Source organism: Microbacterium sp. UCD-TDU (assembly GCF_000340625.1).
GTDB lineage: Bacteria > Actinomycetota > Actinomycetes > Actinomycetales > Microbacteriaceae > Microbacterium > Microbacterium maritypicum.
Genome location: NZ_KB454446.1, coordinates 339,807 through 355,176, shown reverse-complemented (window position 1 = coordinate 355,176; position 15,370 = coordinate 339,807). Strand labels below are relative to the sequence as shown.

Below are 15,370 nucleotides of genomic sequence, written 5' to 3'. Positions count from 1 at the left end.
CACCCTTCGGGCGGCCCCTCTTCGACGTCGTGCCCGCGACAGGATTCGAACCTGCGACCTGCCCTTTAGGAGAGGGCTGCTCTATCCCCTGAGCTACGAGGGCGTGCATCCAGTCTAAGCGACCGGATGCACGCCGCCACGTCTCAGTCCTTCCCGCGCCGCCACAGCTTCGACGGCCACCAGATCGCCTTGCCGATGTCGTAGGTCAGCGCCGGGACCAGCAGCGAACGCACGACGAAGGTGTCCAGGAGCACGCCGAAAGCGACGATGAAGGCGAGTTGCACGAGGAACAGGATCGGGATCACCGACAGCGCGGCGAAGGTCGCCGCGAGGACGAGGCCCGCCGACGTGATCACGCCGCCGGTGATCGAGAGACCGCGCAGGATGCCCTCTCGTGTCCCATGCGCCTTCGACTCCTCGCGCACTCGCGTCATCAGGAAGATGTTGTAGTCGATGCCGAGGGCGACGAGGAAGACGAACCCGAAGAGAGGAACAGCGGGATCGGCGCCGGGGAAGGCGAAGATGCCGTTGAAGACGAGCGCCGACACCCCCATCGCCGTGCCGAAGGACAGCACCGTGGTGAGGATCAGCAGCACCGGTGCGAGGACCGAGCGCAACAGCAGCATCAGGATGAACATGATCACGACGAGGATGACGGGAATGATGAGGTTCCGGTCGTGGATCGAGGCGTCGTTGGTGTCGATCGAGGTCGCCGTGACCCCTCCCACCAGCGCATCCACGTCGTCGAGTTGGCCGCGAAGCTCGCGCACCGTCGAGGCTGCGGCCTCGGAGTCCGCCGCATCGGTCAGAGTGCCCTGCAGGAGCACATCGCCCTTCACCGTGGTCGGGTCGGGGACCGGCGTTCCAGGAGGGCCCACGGACGTGATCCCGTCCGCGGTCACAGGGGCCGAGCCGCTCGGGGAGTCGGCGGAGGTCACGGAGACCGCGTCGACGCCGTCGTTCGCGAGCAGGATGTCGGCGGCGTCCTGCAGCTGGCCCTCGGCGACGACGACGTAGACCGGACTGCCGGATCCGCCGGGGAAGTGCTCGCCGAGCGCGACCTGTCCGTCGCGCGCTTCCGATGCACCGAGGACCAGGTCGGACTGTGGCACGCCGTCCACATCGAGCTGGGTGACTCCCGCCGCTCCCGCGAGGAGGACGAGCGTGGTCACGATCCAGATCACGCGCGGACGGCGCTTGATGAAGCCGGCGAGTCGCGCCCACAGGCCCGTGGTGCGCATGCCGTGTTCTGCGGCGACGACCTCCGGCTCGAAGCGCGGGCGTCGCGGCCAGAAGACGGCGCGACCGAAGAGCAGCAGCAGCGACGGCAGCAGCGTCAGGGCGGAGAGCATCGCGAACACGATGCCGATCGCCGCGACCGGCCCGAGCGTGCTGTTCGACTTCAGGTCGCTGAGCAGCAGGCACAGGAGCCCCGCGATCACCGTGCCGCCCGATGCGACGATCGGCTCGACCGAGCCCTTCCACGCCGCCATGATGGCGGTGCCCTTGTCCTGCGAGACGCGCAGCTCTTCTCGGAAGCGCGCGACCAGCAGCAGGGCGTAGTCGGTGGCAGCTCCGATCACCAGGATGAAGAGGATTCCCTGTGTCTGGCCACTGAGCAGCAGGATCTCGAACTTCGCGAGCCACCACACCACGAGCAGTGCGACGCAGAGGGCGAAGAGGCTGGTGGACAGCACGACCAGAGGGAGCAGGAACGAGCGATACACCAGCACCAGGATGACCAGCACGGCGAGGAGCGCGACGCCCAGGAGCAGGCCGTCGATACCGGCGAAGCCCGCCACCAGGTCGGCACTGAACCCCGCGGGTCCGGTGATGTAGACCGTGATCCCGTCGGGCACCGCAGCGCGCAGCTCTTCCCCGAGAGCGCTCGTCGCGTCCGCGAGCTCGGCGTCGGAGTCGATCGGGATGAAGGCCTGCACCGCGCGGCCGTCATCCGACGGGAGCGCGGGAGAGACGTCTTCCCCGACGCCCTCGACCTTCGGCGCATCAGAGACAGCCCCGGAGATCGCGTCGAGCTCGGCAGCGGTGAGCTTCTCATCGGAGGTGAACACGGCGATCGCCGGGATCGAATCGCTGTCGTTGAACTCGCCCAGCAGCTTCTGCACCTGGGTCGCATCCGCGGACTCGGGGAGATAGGTGGTCTGCTCGTTGGAGGAGACCTCGTCGACCTTGCCGAACAGGGGGCCGCCGAGAGATGCGCCCACCAGCCACACGAGGATCAGGGCCACGGGGAGGAAGACGCGCACCCAGGAGTGTCGTCGTGAACGCTCCCTCATGGGCGGGGTCGGCGTCGGTTCGCGGCGGGACATCGGGTTCCTTTCGGGTGCGCTGGGGGTCAGGAGATCCACGCGAGGATGAGGATCATCGTGGCGAGGAAACCGGCGAAGTAGTTCAGGGCGATGAAACGTCGCCAGGCGCGGTTCGTCGAGCCGGAGGTCTCATCGGTCACGTTCCACCACCGAGCCGCGTTCACGACGTAGGGCACGGCCAGGGCCGCGGCGAGCGGGCCCGGCCAGGGCGTCAGAAGCATGGCAGCGCCTGCGATCACCCACAGGGAGAGAGACAGGCGCACGGTCGCGCGCGCTCCGATGACGGTGGCGATCGACGAGATCCCGGCCTCCCGATCGGGCCCGATGTCCTGCACGGCGCCGAAGGCGTGTGCGGCCATGCCCCAGAGGAAGAAGGCGCTGAGCGTGATGACCGTGGCCGCGGTCGCCGGTGCCCCGGCGAGGGCGAGGCCGACGATGGCAGGGCTCACGAAGTGGGTGCTCGAGGTGACGGAATCGAGGAACGGGCGCTCTTTGAAGCGCAGGACGGGGGCGGAGTAGGCGATCACGGCGAACACGCTGACCGCCAGCCAGAGCCAGGACGCCGGATTCCCGACGATCACGAGGTAGACGAGGAAGGGGATGTTCGTCACCGCCGCCGCCCAGAGCGTCGTCCGGTGCATGCGGGGTGCGAGGAGGGCTCCCTCGATCCCGCCCTTGCGAGGGTTCGCGAGGTCGGAGGCGTAGTCGAAGACGTCGTTGATCCCGTACATCGCCAGGTTGTAGGGGATGAGGAAGTACAGCGTGCCGATCACGAGTGTCAGATCGATCTCGCGTGTGCTGAGCAGATACGCGGCGGCGAACGGGAAGGCCGTGTTGATCCAGCTGATCGGACGCGACGACAGCACGATCTGGGCGATGTCGCGTCCGATGCTGTTCGACGGGGCTGCGGCAGTGCTCATCGTCGTTCCTCCTGTTCGAGCGTTCGACGATCCTTCACTCGCCGCCGGGCGCGCATCGCCGTCCACAGCGCCGGAAGCAGCAGCGCGCCCGCCAGGGGGTACGCGAAGTCCTCGATGGGAGCCAGTCCGATGTGCACCCCGAGCAGCGGGTCCTGCGCGTAGTGGAAGAGACCGCTTGCGATCATCGCGGTGTCGAAGGCCGCGGTGAGCAGGAACAGCACGATCACGGTCAGCACGACGGCGAGCGGTCGCGGACCCTTTCCGCGCGATGCGAGCGCGAATCCGATGCCGCCGAGGACGGCGACGGCGACGAAGCACGCGGAGAGCTGGATATAGGTCATGACCCGCCGCCCTTCGCCTGCTCGCGGCGACGCGTCAGCACCCGTTCTGCTCCGGTGTAGATGATCATGGTGCACACCACGAGGAACAGCAGGAAGACCGGTTCCTCGATGGGCAGCTCAGGCGCGAGCACCACTCCCGTCGCGATCATGCCGTCGCCCCGGAAGAAGATCCCGTTGGCGATGCCGGCGACGTCCCAGACCAGGAAGAAGACCAGACCGACGGCCGTCACCACCGCAGCCGAGACCGCATCGCGCCAGAAGAAGAGTCGAAATCGCCAGTCCAGCAGCAGCATGCAGCCCAGCGACAGGAGAAGGGCCGCCAGGTACACCACTCCCATCAGGACGCCTCTGTCCCCGCGGGTGAGGTGCGGGGGACGGGGAGCGGACCGGGGGAGTGATCGCCGCGGATGCGCTTGAGGACGATCTCCGCACTGATCAGGCACATCGGGACACCGACACCCGGCGCGGTGGTGGCACCCGCGTAGAACAGACCCTGCACGCGCTTCGACGTGTTCTGAGCACGGAACATCGCGCTCTGCGAGAGGATGTGCGCGGGCCCCAGCATGCCGCCGTGCCAGGAGTGGTAGTCGTCGCGGAAGTCGGCGGGACCCTTCGTCTCGCGCACCACGATGCGGTCGCGGAGATCGGGGATCCCTGCCCAGGTCGCGACCTGATCGATCGCCGCGTCCGCTGCGCGTTCGATCGCAGGTGATCCCTCTCCGTCGGGTCCACCGTGTCCGAGATCGACGTCCGCGGGTACCGGGATCAGCACGAACAGGTTCTCGTGGTCGGCGGGCGCGACCTCGGGGTCCGTGGCGCTGGGGCGGCACACGTAGATCGACGCCGGGTCCGGCACCGTCGGGGCGGCCCCGAAGATCGCGTCGAAGTTCGCGTCCCAGTCGTCGGTGAAGAACAGGGAGTGGTGCGGGAGCTCGGGGAGCGCGCCGCGCACGCCGAGCATCACGAGCACGCCGCCCGGTCCGCTGGTGCGTCGCGCCCACCACGACTCGGGGTAGGTCTGCAGCGAGGGCGGGAGCAGAGTGGTCTCGGTGTGGTGCAGGTCGGCCGCGGAGACCACCACATCGGCGCTCTCGATGTGCGATGAGCCGGCACCGTCGACCCAGCCGACACCCGTCACACGGGTGCCGTCGGCGCCGTCCTGCGTACGGATTCCCGTGACGTTCGCCTCGGTGATGATCCGTGCCCCCGCCTCGAGGGCCAGCGCCTCGATCCGCTCGATCACACGCCAGAAACCGCCCTGCGGGTAGCTGACGCCCTGGTCGAGATCGAGCGCGCTCATGAGGTGGTACATCGCCGGCGCGCTTCGGGGGTCGGTTCCGAGGAACACCGCGGGGTAGCCGAGGATCTGGCGCACCACCGGGTGCGTGAAGCGTCGGGCAGCGAAGGACTGCAGCCGCGTTCCGAGCAGGGTGGCGAGGCGAGGCAGTGCCCGGAGCACCTCCGGGGCGAGGAGCGAGCGCATACGGGTGAACGGGTTGTAGAGGAAGTACTTCTGCGCCATCGCTCCGGCATGCTGCGCGGAGTCGAGGTAGGAGTCGAGCTCCGCTGTCGAGCCGGGCTCCAGCTCTTCGAAGAGCCGGGTGACCTGCTCGCGTCCGGCGGGCACCGTCACGGGGGAGCGGTCGGCATCCGTCCCGTCGGGGGCGCGGAACACCCGGTAGCCCGGGTCGAGGCGGATGAGGTCGAGCTGCTCCGCGGTCGAGGTGCCCATCATCGCGAAGAAGTGGTCGAAGACCTCGGGCATGAGGTACCACGAGGGGCCGGAGTCGAAACGGAAGCCGTCGCGCTCGATCGTCCCTGCGCGTCCGCCGACGCGGTCGTTCTTCTCGAGCACGACCACTTCGTGTCCGTCCCGAGCGAGCAGGCCCGCTGTCGCGAGACCGGCGACTCCTGCACCGATGACCACGACCCGGCTCATCGGTCGCGCTCCATCGCCGTGGTGAGGACGGCACGGGTGGCGAGTGCGGCCTTGATCGGATCGGGAACGCGCACGCGGCGTCGATAGAGGACGTCGGCAGGTGTCTGGGACACGCGTCGGGTGAGCGCGGCGAACAGAGCCAGGGCGCTGCGCACCGCCGCACGGGCGTCCTTCGGCAGCAGAGGGATAGTGGCGCGGGCGTCGGACAGCTGCCGGAACACGGTCGCAACCCATGCGTCCCGATCGGCATCCGTCAGACGCGCGGTCCCGCCGAGGTAGCCGCGGTGGAGTCGGTCGGTGTCATCCGCGAGGTCTCGGAGGAAGTTCACGTTCTGGAACGCCGCACCGAGCTGGCGTGCACCGTGGCGCAGGGTCTCGATCTCTTCGGGGGTGCGCTCGACCCCGCGCAGGAAGACCTGCAGACACATGAGACCCACGACCTCGGCAGAGCCGTAGACGTACGCCGCATGGGCGTCGATGTCGTACGCGGCGAATCCGGCGTCCTCCTCGATGTCCGCGCGCATCGAATCGAAGAACGGCTGTGTCAGGTCCTCGCCGATCCCGCACTCCCGTGCGGTCCGCGCGAACGCATGCAGGATCAGGTCGCTGCTGTAGCCGCTACGCATCGATCGATGAGTCTCGGCGATGTAGGAATCGAGGGCGGCCGATTGCGCGGCGACGTCCAGACCTGCTTCGGCGGCGACGCCGTCGACGATCTCATCGGCGATGCGCACCATGGCGTAGATGTTGCGCACGTGCTGGCGATGGCGCTTTCCGAGAAGACGGGTGGCGAGCCCGAACGACGTCGAATAGGTGCGGATCACATCTGTCGTCGCGATCTCCGCCGTGCGGTTGAAGCGTCGAAGGGCGGTGTCGTCGCGGTGGCCGGCCGAGTTCGCGGTCATCGGCTGCGGCTTCCGACTCGGGAGGCGAGTGCGCGGATGGCATCGCCTGCCGCTGCCGGGAGCAGCCCGGCGCCCTCTGCCTCGCGCAGGGCAGCGTCCGCCGACTCGAGGTGCTCCCGCACCAGGCCGCGCACGAAGCTCTCCGAGCCGCATTCGCGCAGTCGATCGCGGGCAGCTGCTCCGTCCGTGGGGCTGAGGTCGGCTCTGCCGAAGTGCAGCTCGATTCCGTCCCACTGGCTGGTCATGCGCGCGTAGGCGATGATCGCGGTCTCCTTGCCCTCCCGCAGATCGGAGAACGGGTCCTTGCCGTGCTCCTCGGGGTCGCCGAACACCGAGAGCAGGTCGTCCTGCAACTGATAGGCGAGGCCGAGGTGCCGGCCGATCACGGCGAGGTGGTCTTCCGCCGCGTTCGACGAGCCGACGAGCACCGCGGCGGCGCGCAGCGGGAGTACGAAGGAGTACGTCGAGGTCTTGTACGCGCTCGTGGAGAGGATCGTCCGCAGATCGGGGGTGATGATGCCGTCGCTGAGTGCGACATCGGCGTGCTCACCGGCGACGGTCTCGAAGATCGTCTCCTCGAGCAGGCCGAGCAGACGCTCGCGGGCCTCGTCCGTGACACCCGCACGCGCGAATCCCAGCACCGCCGACGACAGCAGCAGGTCTCCGAGGAGGATCGCGCTCGATCGCGCCCAGTGGAGGGCGGGTTCGGTCGGACCCGCCGGGCGTCCTGCGACGAGCGCACCGATCAGATTCGGGCGCCGTCGCCGCATCAGATCGCCGTCGATGACGTCGTCGTGCAGGAGGAAGGCGAAGTGGAGGAGCTCGACATGGGCCGCGACATCGATGGCGGAGCGCATCTCGTCGGCGGTCAGCGGGGCGGGGGCCAAAGCACACGCGAGGTCCAGGAGCAGACGCGGGCGGATGAGCTTTCCGCCGAGAGCGTGCTCCTCAGCCGCCTGCCACAGTCCTGCGAACTCGCTCCCGTACCGTTCGGCGGCCGCGCTCCGCTCGGAGAAGCGGTGTCGCAGCGCCTGCTCGATCCGTGTCCCCAGCGATTCTTCCGTCGTCGTCGTGCTCATCTCTCACACCTCGCCGAGCCGCCGCAGCAGCGGGAGCTGCTCGACCAGCCAGGGACTGAAGGCGAAGGGTGCATGCGTGACGGCCTCGACGAGCGGACCGACGGCGACCCACGTCCATTCGGACACCTCGTCGGGGTTGGCGGCGGGTTCGCCGTCGAAGACCGCGACGTGCACGGGGCAGATCTCGTTCTCGACGATTCCGCTGGCATCCACCGCGCGGTATCGGTAATCGGGGAGGGCCACCCGGATCTCGGAGAGCTGCAGGCCGAGTTCGCCGGCGCCGTGTCGACGCACAGCATCGGACATCGCCTCGTCGGGCCGAGGGTGCCCGCAGAAGCTGTTCGTCCAGACGCCGGGCCAGGTCTTCTTCGAGAGTGCTCGGCGCGTCAGCAGCAGTCGTCCTTCGCGGTCGAGGACGTAGCACGAGAAGGCGAGGTGCAGGGGTGTGTCGTGGGTATGGACTTCGCTCTTGGGAAGGGTGCCGATGGCCGTCCCGTCTTCCGCGAGGAGGGTCACGTCGTCCATGGCATCTCCCTGTTCTGAAGCTTCTCCATTTAGCTAACTTGGTGAGTAGTCAACTTAGCATGAAACTGTTGGTGTGTAACATGATCGCATGGACACGGAGCCCGGCACCACCCCGCACGCGGGCGCGCAGGATTCGCTCCCCGTCGCAGGCGAAGGATCGCGGTCATCCGGGGCGGCCCCGGACGGGTTGACCCATTCGGCCATCTACGACGTCGAGGCGAGCGATCCTCGCAGTGTCCTGATCGACCGGACCGGCGTCTCGCCGGAGGAGCTCAAGCAGATCTCGAGAGTCATGGAGGCGCTCGCCGGACTGCGCGAGGCGGAGCAGACGCTCTCCCAGGCATCGCGTCGATACATGCGCCTGAACGAGACCGACATGCGCGCGCTGCACTATCTGATCGTGTGCGCGAACCGGAACCTGGTGGCGACGCCCGGAGGGATCGCGCATCACCTCGGTGTCTCGACCGCGGCGACCACCAAGCTTCTCGATCGTCTGGAACAGGGAGGGCATATCACGCGTGCCCCGCACCCGACCGATCGCAGGGCGCTGCAGATCAACATCACTGCACAGACGCGTCATGCCGCGATGGAAACCGTCGGACGGCAGCAGGCTAAGCGCTTCTATTCCGCCGCCCGACTCGCGCCTGCCGAAAGGGAAGTCGTGATCCGATTCCTCATGGATATGACAGAAGAGATCACGCTCCGCGACGAACCCTGGTTGCAGGGAGGCGCTTAATACCCGCCTGCCGGTGCAGGCGGAAGAGCTGCGTAATTGCGACCGAGGTCAGTGTGCCGCGTTGTATGCGTCCACGACCTGTGCGGGAATGCGACCACGCTCGGAGAGCTTGTGCCCATTCTCGTTCGCCCAGGCGCGGATGGCAGCGACCTCGGGGTTCCGCGCGGGCCGCTTCCGAGCCGCGGAGGTGCGAGGAGCGCTCGAGGAGCCAGCCTTTCGCCCCGCAGTCACGTAAGGCTCGAGGGCCTTACGCAATTCATCGGCGTGCGCGGAGTTCAAGTCGATCTCATAAGCGGCGCCGTTGAGCGAGAAATGCACAGTCTCGCCCTCGCCGACCTCCAGGACGCTGCCGTCGATGTCGTCTACCAGCTGATGCACAATTCGTCTTGCCATACGGGGACTTTACCCGTCAGGGCGAAATGCGACAAGTCGGAACAATCATTAGCGCAATGGAATTCACGCGAAGCAATAAATCAATTCCCTGTGGTCAGGGAAGAAGTCCCGCTCGTCGCGCCCTGGTGACAGCCGCATGGCGCGTGGAGGCATCGAGCTTCGACATCGCGGTTCCGAGGTACGCCTTTATCGTGCCTTCGCGCAGGCCGAGTTGCGCGGCGATCTCCGCGTTCGTCGAGCCGAGCGCCGCGCACGCGAGCACATCGGTCTCTCGGGGGGAGAGGCGGACCGTGGGGATGGGGCCTGTCGCCGGCGCGGAGGTGCTCCCCGCGAGCGTCATGAGTCGGCGTTCGACGTGCGCGATCCTCGCGCGGATATCGACGTCGTCGACGGAGGCGGCGATGCTGCGAAGTTCCGCGAAGCTCTGACGCAGTTCCTCCCGGTGCGCCGGTGCGACGCTGTCGACGCCGAGGGGCGCCTCCTGCATCCGTCGCTGCACCTCGTCGCGGATGCGCAGTTCGTCGGCGACGGACTGCGCGACCTGCATGGCGGGAGCCGTGGTCACCCCGCCGACCCGCTCCTCATCCCAACCTCCTGCGTAGAGCACGCCGCGAGAACGACCCTGGACGACGATCGGAAGGGCGAGAAGGGTGCGCAGTCCCTCACCCAGGACGAAGACGTCGTAGTCGTGCGTGATCTGCTGCGAGGACCCGTAGTCGCTCGTCATCCGGGGGCGCAGCTCCATCATCGCCCGTCCGCCCAGTCCACGTTCCGGCCGCACGCGCAGACCGTCCAGTGATCGGGTGCGCGCACCGACGATGCTGGTGACGCTCACGACGCCTTCTTCGATGAGGCCGCCGAAAGCGACCGGGAAGCGCGTGCGCCTGGCAAGCTCGCGCACCGCATTGGCGATGAGATCCGCCTCGGATTCGCGGGTGACGGGTGAGGACACGACTACCTACTTCCGGGGTGACGACGCAGTTCCCCGTTTCGTAGCGTCGACGATATCACTCGCACCACGATGCGCGTGGGCCCGGCGGCCTACACGCCGGGCCCACGAGATCAGCGGCCGACGGCTCCGCTCGCCTCGAGGTCGAGCAGGAACCGCTTGCGTTCGGGGTGCGCGCCGTATTGACCAGCGCTCCCGTCGGAGCGCACGACGCGATGCACCGGCACGATGATCGAGAACGGGGTGATGCGGCACGCCGTGCCCACCGCGCGCGCTGCCCCGGGGTGCCCGGCGAGCACCGCGACCTCGCCGTAGCTCATCGTCTCTCCCCACCCGATGTCGCAGATCGTCTGCAGCGCGGTCAGAGCGAACCCGTCGACGAGTCGCCAGTCGAGCCGGATGTGCTCTTCGAAGCGCACCGGTTCGCCGTCGAAGTACTCGGCGAGCAGGTGTGCGAGCTCGTCGGCGGCACCGGGGTCGGGCTCGGGCACCGCACCCAGCTGCCGGGAGACGCCTTCGAGCAGCCAGGGCACGCGCGGGTCTTCTGATTCGGAGAGGTCGAAGCGCACGATGCCCTCGTCGGAGAACACCGCGAGAGCATCGCCGAACGGCGTCGGCGCGAAGTCGTAGCGGAAGGTCATGCCCCCATCCTGACCGCCCGATCCGACTCGGAGTCCTGCGCCGGCCGCTCCGGGTGGAGAACGCGAGCGGTGACCACACCGGGCAGGAGGAGTGCAGGTCGCCCTGCGGACGGCGGAAATTCGGCGGAAACCCGCCCGGGATACCCCGCCTCCGCAGGTCACGCGCCTAGGGTGTCAGTGTGTGGCGACGTGAAGGCAAGTCTGCGGACGACACAGCGGTGGACCCTGCTGTGCCGATCGGCGACCTGCACGGGACCACGACGGGCATCGACATCGCGCACGCGGCCGAGGCCGAGCGCACGCGTCTGAGGGCCGAAGCGGCCGATCTCGGCGGCCCCTCGCCGCTGGTCAGTTTCCGCGACACCCCGGAGTCCGGTATCGACATCTCCAAGGCGCACCCTGGCAGCCTGCCGCAGTTCATCACCGGGAAGTCGACGCTGCTGTCGAACCTCTTCCGTGATGAGGTCGGACTGCGCACGGCACGACTGGCCGCCGAGCGGATCACGGCGAAGAACACCGAGCTGCGCACGGTCCGCGGCATCGAAGCGGTGCATCTCGCGGTCGGTGTCGCACGGTGGCGCATCGGCGGCGCGGGTTTCGCCGCGCCCGTGCTGCTGCGCCCGCTGGCCATCCGCCGCCACCACTCCGATTTCGAGTTGAAGCTCCAGGGGACCTTCGAGGTGAACCCGGAACTCGTGCGGATCGCGCGTGACCACTTCGGCCTCACGATCGATGCGGCAGCCCTCGCCGCGCTGGCCTACGACGGCGGCATCTTCAAGCCGCAGCCCGTGATCGACAGTCTGCGCGCGCTGACCCGCTCGATCGACACCTTCTCGGTCGAGCCGCGCCTGGTCGTCTCGACGTTCGCCGACGTGTCCGGGGTGATGTCGCGCGACGGCGGCAGCCTCGACCATCAGGTTCTGAACGCGCTCGCCGGCCACGTCGGCGACCGCGAGCAGGTCACCGCCCCGCGCGCCACCCCGCACCACATCGGCCCGGATGATCGCGCTCCGGCATCCGACAACCTCCTCCTCGACGCCGACGCGGAGCAGGAGGCGGTGCTCGCCCGCATCGCGGCGGGGCACTCCCTCACCGTGGCCACTCTTCCGGGTACCGGCGGGACGCAGACCGTCATCAACGCGCTCGGCGAACTGGTGCGCGGCGGCAAGCGGGTGCTCGTCGTCTCCGCCCGTCGCTCCACCCTGGACGGCGTGCGCCATCGACTCGCCGGGATCGGGCTCGACAGCCTGGCGATCTCGCCGGCGAGCGTGCGGCGCGACCTGGTCAGGGCGATCGGACGCAACGAGAAGGCCACGGCGCCCAAGGTCAGCGAGGTCGACGACGCGCTCGTGCGCCTGCGCACGGTCCTTCGCGACTACCGCCAGGCGCTCAGTGCGCCCGTGGCCGGGCTGAACGCCTCCGTGCTCGATGCGACCAGGCAGCTGACGCGGCTGGCATCGCTCCCCGTGCCGCCGTCGACCACGGCTCGACTGGGCCCCGATGCGCTGCGCCGTCTCGCGGCCGATCGCAGCGAAGCCGCCGAGGCCCTCGCGCAGGCCGCCCGTCTCGGTGAGTTCCGCTTCGGCCCGAACGACTCGCCCTGGTACGGGGTGACCTTCTCCAGCACCGAAGCGGCTCGTGCGGCTCATGAGCTCGCTGGTCGCCTGCACTCCGACAGCGTGCCGGCCCTCCTCGAGCGCGGCTACGAGCTGATCGCCCAGACGCACATGCGCCCGTTCGCGACGATCGACGAGCTGGGCGACTACCTGCGGCTGCTGCAGGGCATCCGCGACTCCCTCGACCGCTTCAGCCCGACCGTGTTCGAGCGTCCGCTGGGTGAGCTCATCCAGGCGCACGGTTCGCGTCGCGACGCTCCTGGTCTGTCGGGTGCGAACAGGCGGCGGTTGCGGCGCTTGGCCAAGGAATACGTGCGCCCCGGCGTGCATGTCACCGAGATGCACGAGGCGCTCCTGCGGATCCAGGCGCAGCGCACGCAGTGGCAGCGCTTCGTCGAAGCCGGCGTCGCGCCGGAGATTCCGCTCGGTCTCGCCGATGTGTACGCGGCCTGGCAGCGGGTCGAGGCAGAGCTCAGCGAGCTCGATGCTGCACTGGGGCGCCGCGAACCGTTGGCCTCGCTCCCGGTCGCGCGACTCGTCCGCACCCTCGCGGGGCTCGCTGCGAAGTCCGATGTCTTCGAGAATCTCGTCGAGCGCGCTCAGCTGCGCGATCGGCTCGCCCTTCTCGGGCTGGAGCCGCTGCTCGCCGAACTCTCGGTGCGCCATGTCGCGGAGTCCCAGGTGGGGGAGGAGCTCGAATTCGCCTGGTGGCAGTCCCTCCTCGAGCGTGCCCTGCAGGAGAACCGCGCGCTGCTCGGCGCGAACACCGCTGTCGTCGACCGTCTCGAACGGGACTTCCGCCTGGTCGATGAGGCCCATGCCGCCATGGCCGGACCGCTGCTCGCCTGGCAACTGGCCAACCAGTGGCGGATCGCGATCGTGGACGAGCCTCAGCAGTCGCAGCACCTGCGCCGTGCGCTGACGCAGTCCGCGACCACGACCGCGCAGGTCGTCAGTGCCGCGCCCACCCTCGTCGATGTGCTCGCACCGGTCTGGATCTCGTCGCCGTACCTCGTCCCGGAGATTCCGGACTCCGTGGAGTTCGACACCGTGATCCTGGTCGACGCCGCAGCGATCAACCTCGCGGAGGCCGCTCCGGCGATCCGTCGCGCGCGCCAGATCGTCGCGTTCGGCGACCCGGTGACGCAGCGCCCCACTCCCTTCCGCATCGCGGTGGATCCTGAGGAGTCGTGGGAGCCCGAGGTGCCGTTCGACGACGTCTCGGCCTTCGAGCGCCTTTCCGAGCTCCTGCCGGTGATGACCCTGACCCGCAGCTATCGCGCCGGCGGCGAGGACCTCGCGGAACTGATCAACGACGCGTTCTACGGCGGCGAGATCGTCTCCCTTCCCTGGGCTGGCTCGTACCTCGGTCGTGGCAGCCTCACGGTCGACTACGTGGAGGGCGGGACGGGAACGCCCGATCCGATCTCCGGCGCTGTCGAGAGTCCGGATGCCGAGGTCGCCAGGGTCGTGACCCTGGTGGTCGAGCACGCCGTGCACCGTCCGGCTGAGTCCCTCATGGTGGTGACCGCGAGTGCTCGTCACGCCGAGCGCGTGCGCGCCGCCGTCACCGCGGCGTTCGCCGGACGCTCGGATGTGGCGGACTTCGTCGGGCGCGACACGCTCGAACCCTTTGCGGTGCTCACCCTCGAGGAGTCGGTCGCCGAGAGCCGCGACCGCGTGATCTTCTCGCTGGGTTTCGGGCTCACCAAGCACGGCCGCGTCCTGAGCGACTTCGGCGACCTCTCCACTCCGGACGGAGAGCGACTTCTCACGGTCGGGATGACCAGGGCCCGCCGGTCGATGGTGCTCGTGTCGTCGATCCGCCCCTCGTCCTTCGACGACGGACGCCTGGAGCACGGAGCGGCGACCCTGATGTCGATCCTCGGCGGCCTGGCCGCGCGCAGCAGGGATGCCCGCCTGGAGGATCTCGCCGATCCGCTCACGCTCGCCCTCGCACGGGAGCTGCGGCGACTCGGAGCCTCGGTGGATGTCGACTATCGCGGGCTGCTCCCGCTGGTCGCGCAGCACGGCGGCAAGGCGGTCGTCATCGAGTCCGACCCGGAGTCGCGAGGAGAATCGCTGCGGGAGACCCTGCGTCTGCGACCGCATGTGCTGCGTCGCCTCGGCTGGCATTACGTGCGGGTGCACGCCTTCGATCTCTACAGCGACCCCGCGACTGTCGCGACGCGGATCGCGGCGGTGCTCGGCATCTCGGATTCCGCCCCGCGTGCCGAGAACGACACGCAGCCGATCGACATCGTCGACCCCCGGAATGACTGACGAGCCCGACACCCCCGAACCGCGCCAGCGCGTGGTGCGGGTATCCGGCTCCCGACGTGCGCGTCTCACGCCGGTGCCGGGAAGCGATCCCGAACCGGAGTCCGGCCCCGCCGAGGTGTCGCCTCCGCCGACACGGCCGAAGGGCGCCAGAGGGCCGAACGACGATCAGCTGATGCGGGACGTGCCGCCGCACTACTGAGCGTGAGTCTCGGTCTGCGCCCGCCGACGAGAAACGCACGGCCCCTCCGAAGAGGAACCGTGCGTCTCGTCGTGCGAGTGGAAGCTCTCAGGCCCCGCGCTGTGCCTTGAGCAGATCGCGGATCTCGACGAGCAGCTCGGACTCGGTCGATGCGGCCGGCTCCTCCTCGGGCTCCTCGGCCGGCGTGCCCTTGCGAGCCTCGACACGGGCCTTGAAGGTGTTCATCGGCAGCACGAAGACGAAGTAGACGACGGCGGCGACGGCGAGGAAGCTGATGATCGCCGAGATCAGGTCGCCGATCGGGAACGTCACCATCTCTCCGTAGATGTTCGGGACCTGGATGCCGAACTGGCCTGCCGCATCCGCCTTCAGGAAGAGCGCGATGAGCGGATTGATGATGCTGTTGACGACAGCCGTGACGATCGCGGTGAATGCGGTGCCGATGACGACAGCGACGGCCAGGTCGATGACGTTGCCGCGCAGCAGGAAGTCCTTGAAACCTTTGAGCATGGGA

The 15,370-nt window shown here is 68.6% G+C and carries 15 protein-coding genes and 1 tRNA gene; 3 read left to right on the top strand and 13 right to left on the bottom strand.

Annotation, left to right across the window (positions count from 1 at the left end; translation table 11 throughout):
- Nucleotides 1-30: 30 nt before the first annotated feature.
- The 9 genes from D514_RS24420 to idi form a co-directional block, all read right to left on the bottom strand.
- Nucleotides 31-103 (bottom strand) — tRNA-Arg (locus D514_RS24420).
- A gap of 40 nt (nt 104-143) precedes the next feature.
- Entirely contained in the window at nt 144-2,330 is a 2,187-nt protein-coding gene (locus D514_RS24415; RefSeq protein ID WP_017828914.1) for an MMPL family transporter, read from the bottom strand.
- A 26-nt stretch (nt 2,331-2,356) separates the two neighbouring features.
- Entirely contained in the window at nt 2,357-3,250 is an 894-nt protein-coding gene (locus D514_RS24410; protein WP_017828913.1) for a prenyltransferase, read from the bottom strand.
- On the bottom strand, nt 3,247-3,591 hold the full coding sequence (locus D514_RS24405) for a lycopene cyclase domain-containing protein (RefSeq protein WP_017828912.1): 345 nt from the start codon (nt 3,589-3,591) through the stop codon (nt 3,247-3,249). The genes D514_RS24410 and D514_RS24405 overlap by 4 nt, the downstream gene beginning before the upstream one ends.
- Nucleotides 3,588-3,929 carry a lycopene cyclase domain-containing protein gene (locus tag D514_RS24400; protein WP_017828911.1) on the bottom strand — a complete coding sequence of 114 codons (342 nt, stop codon included), beginning with the start codon at nt 3,927-3,929 and terminating at the stop codon, nt 3,588-3,590. The genes D514_RS24405 and D514_RS24400 overlap by 4 nt, the downstream gene beginning before the upstream one ends.
- Nucleotides 3,929-5,530: a phytoene desaturase family protein gene (gene crtI, locus D514_RS24395; protein ID WP_017828910.1), complete on the bottom strand. Its 1,602-nt coding sequence runs from the start codon at nt 5,528-5,530 to the stop codon at nt 3,929-3,931. The genes D514_RS24400 and crtI overlap by 1 nt, the downstream gene beginning before the upstream one ends.
- The gene (locus tag D514_RS24390) at nt 5,527-6,435 is read right to left on the bottom strand and encodes a squalene/phytoene synthase family protein (RefSeq protein ID WP_017828909.1); all 909 of its coding nucleotides are present in this window, start codon (nt 6,433-6,435) and stop codon (nt 5,527-5,529) included. The genes crtI and D514_RS24390 overlap by 4 nt, the downstream gene beginning before the upstream one ends.
- A complete protein-coding gene (locus D514_RS24385; protein WP_017828908.1) occupies nt 6,432-7,514 on the bottom strand; it encodes a polyprenyl synthetase family protein in 1,083 nt (360 codons plus the stop codon). The genes D514_RS24390 and D514_RS24385 overlap by 4 nt, the downstream gene beginning before the upstream one ends.
- A gap of 3 nt (nt 7,515-7,517) precedes the next feature.
- Entirely contained in the window at nt 7,518-8,039 is a 522-nt protein-coding gene (gene idi / locus D514_RS24380) for an isopentenyl-diphosphate Delta-isomerase (protein WP_017828907.1), read from the bottom strand.
- Nucleotides 8,040-8,127: 88 nt separating this feature from the next.
- Between idi and D514_RS24375 the strand changes: the two genes are divergently transcribed.
- Nucleotides 8,128-8,775, top strand: a complete 648-nt coding sequence (locus tag D514_RS24375; RefSeq protein WP_081603847.1) for a MarR family winged helix-turn-helix transcriptional regulator — start codon at nt 8,128-8,130, stop codon at nt 8,773-8,775.
- Between the two features lie 48 nt (nt 8,776-8,823).
- Here D514_RS24375 and D514_RS24370 read toward each other — a convergent pair whose 3' ends face one another.
- The 3 genes from D514_RS24370 to D514_RS24360 all read right to left on the bottom strand — a co-directional run bounded on the left by D514_RS24370 (nt 8,824) and on the right by D514_RS24360 (nt 10,758).
- Nucleotides 8,824-9,168, bottom strand: coding sequence for an Lsr2 family protein (locus D514_RS24370; protein ID WP_031205549.1), 345 nt, complete (start codon nt 9,166-9,168; stop codon nt 8,824-8,826).
- A 94-nt stretch (nt 9,169-9,262) separates the two neighbouring features.
- On the bottom strand, nt 9,263-10,120 hold the full coding sequence (locus tag D514_RS24365; RefSeq protein WP_017828906.1) for a LuxR C-terminal-related transcriptional regulator: 858 nt from the start codon (nt 10,118-10,120) through the stop codon (nt 9,263-9,265).
- 110 nt (nt 10,121-10,230) lie between these two features.
- The gene (locus D514_RS24360; RefSeq protein ID WP_017828905.1) at nt 10,231-10,758 is read right to left on the bottom strand and encodes a methylated-DNA--[protein]-cysteine S-methyltransferase; all 528 of its coding nucleotides are present in this window, start codon (nt 10,756-10,758) and stop codon (nt 10,231-10,233) included.
- 218 nt (nt 10,759-10,976) lie between these two features.
- Here D514_RS24360 and D514_RS24355 point away from each other — a divergent pair, with 218 nt between their 5' ends.
- Together D514_RS24355 and D514_RS24350 are read left to right on the top strand one after the other, a co-directional pair.
- Complete coding sequence (locus D514_RS24355; RefSeq protein ID WP_236610946.1) at nt 10,977-14,657, top strand: AAA family ATPase; 3,681 nt, start codon at nt 10,977-10,979, stop codon at nt 14,655-14,657.
- Nucleotides 14,650-14,856, top strand: a complete 207-nt coding sequence (locus tag D514_RS24350; protein WP_017828903.1) for a hypothetical protein — start codon at nt 14,650-14,652, stop codon at nt 14,854-14,856. The genes D514_RS24355 and D514_RS24350 overlap by 8 nt, the downstream gene beginning before the upstream one ends.
- Before the next feature lie 87 nt (nt 14,857-14,943).
- Here the strand turns inward: D514_RS24350 and mscL are convergent, their stop codons facing one another.
- Nucleotides 14,944-15,366 carry a large conductance mechanosensitive channel protein MscL gene (mscL, locus tag D514_RS24345; protein ID WP_017828902.1) on the bottom strand — a complete coding sequence of 141 codons (423 nt, stop codon included), beginning with the start codon at nt 15,364-15,366 and terminating at the stop codon, nt 14,944-14,946.
- Nucleotides 15,367-15,370: the final 4 nt, after the last annotated feature.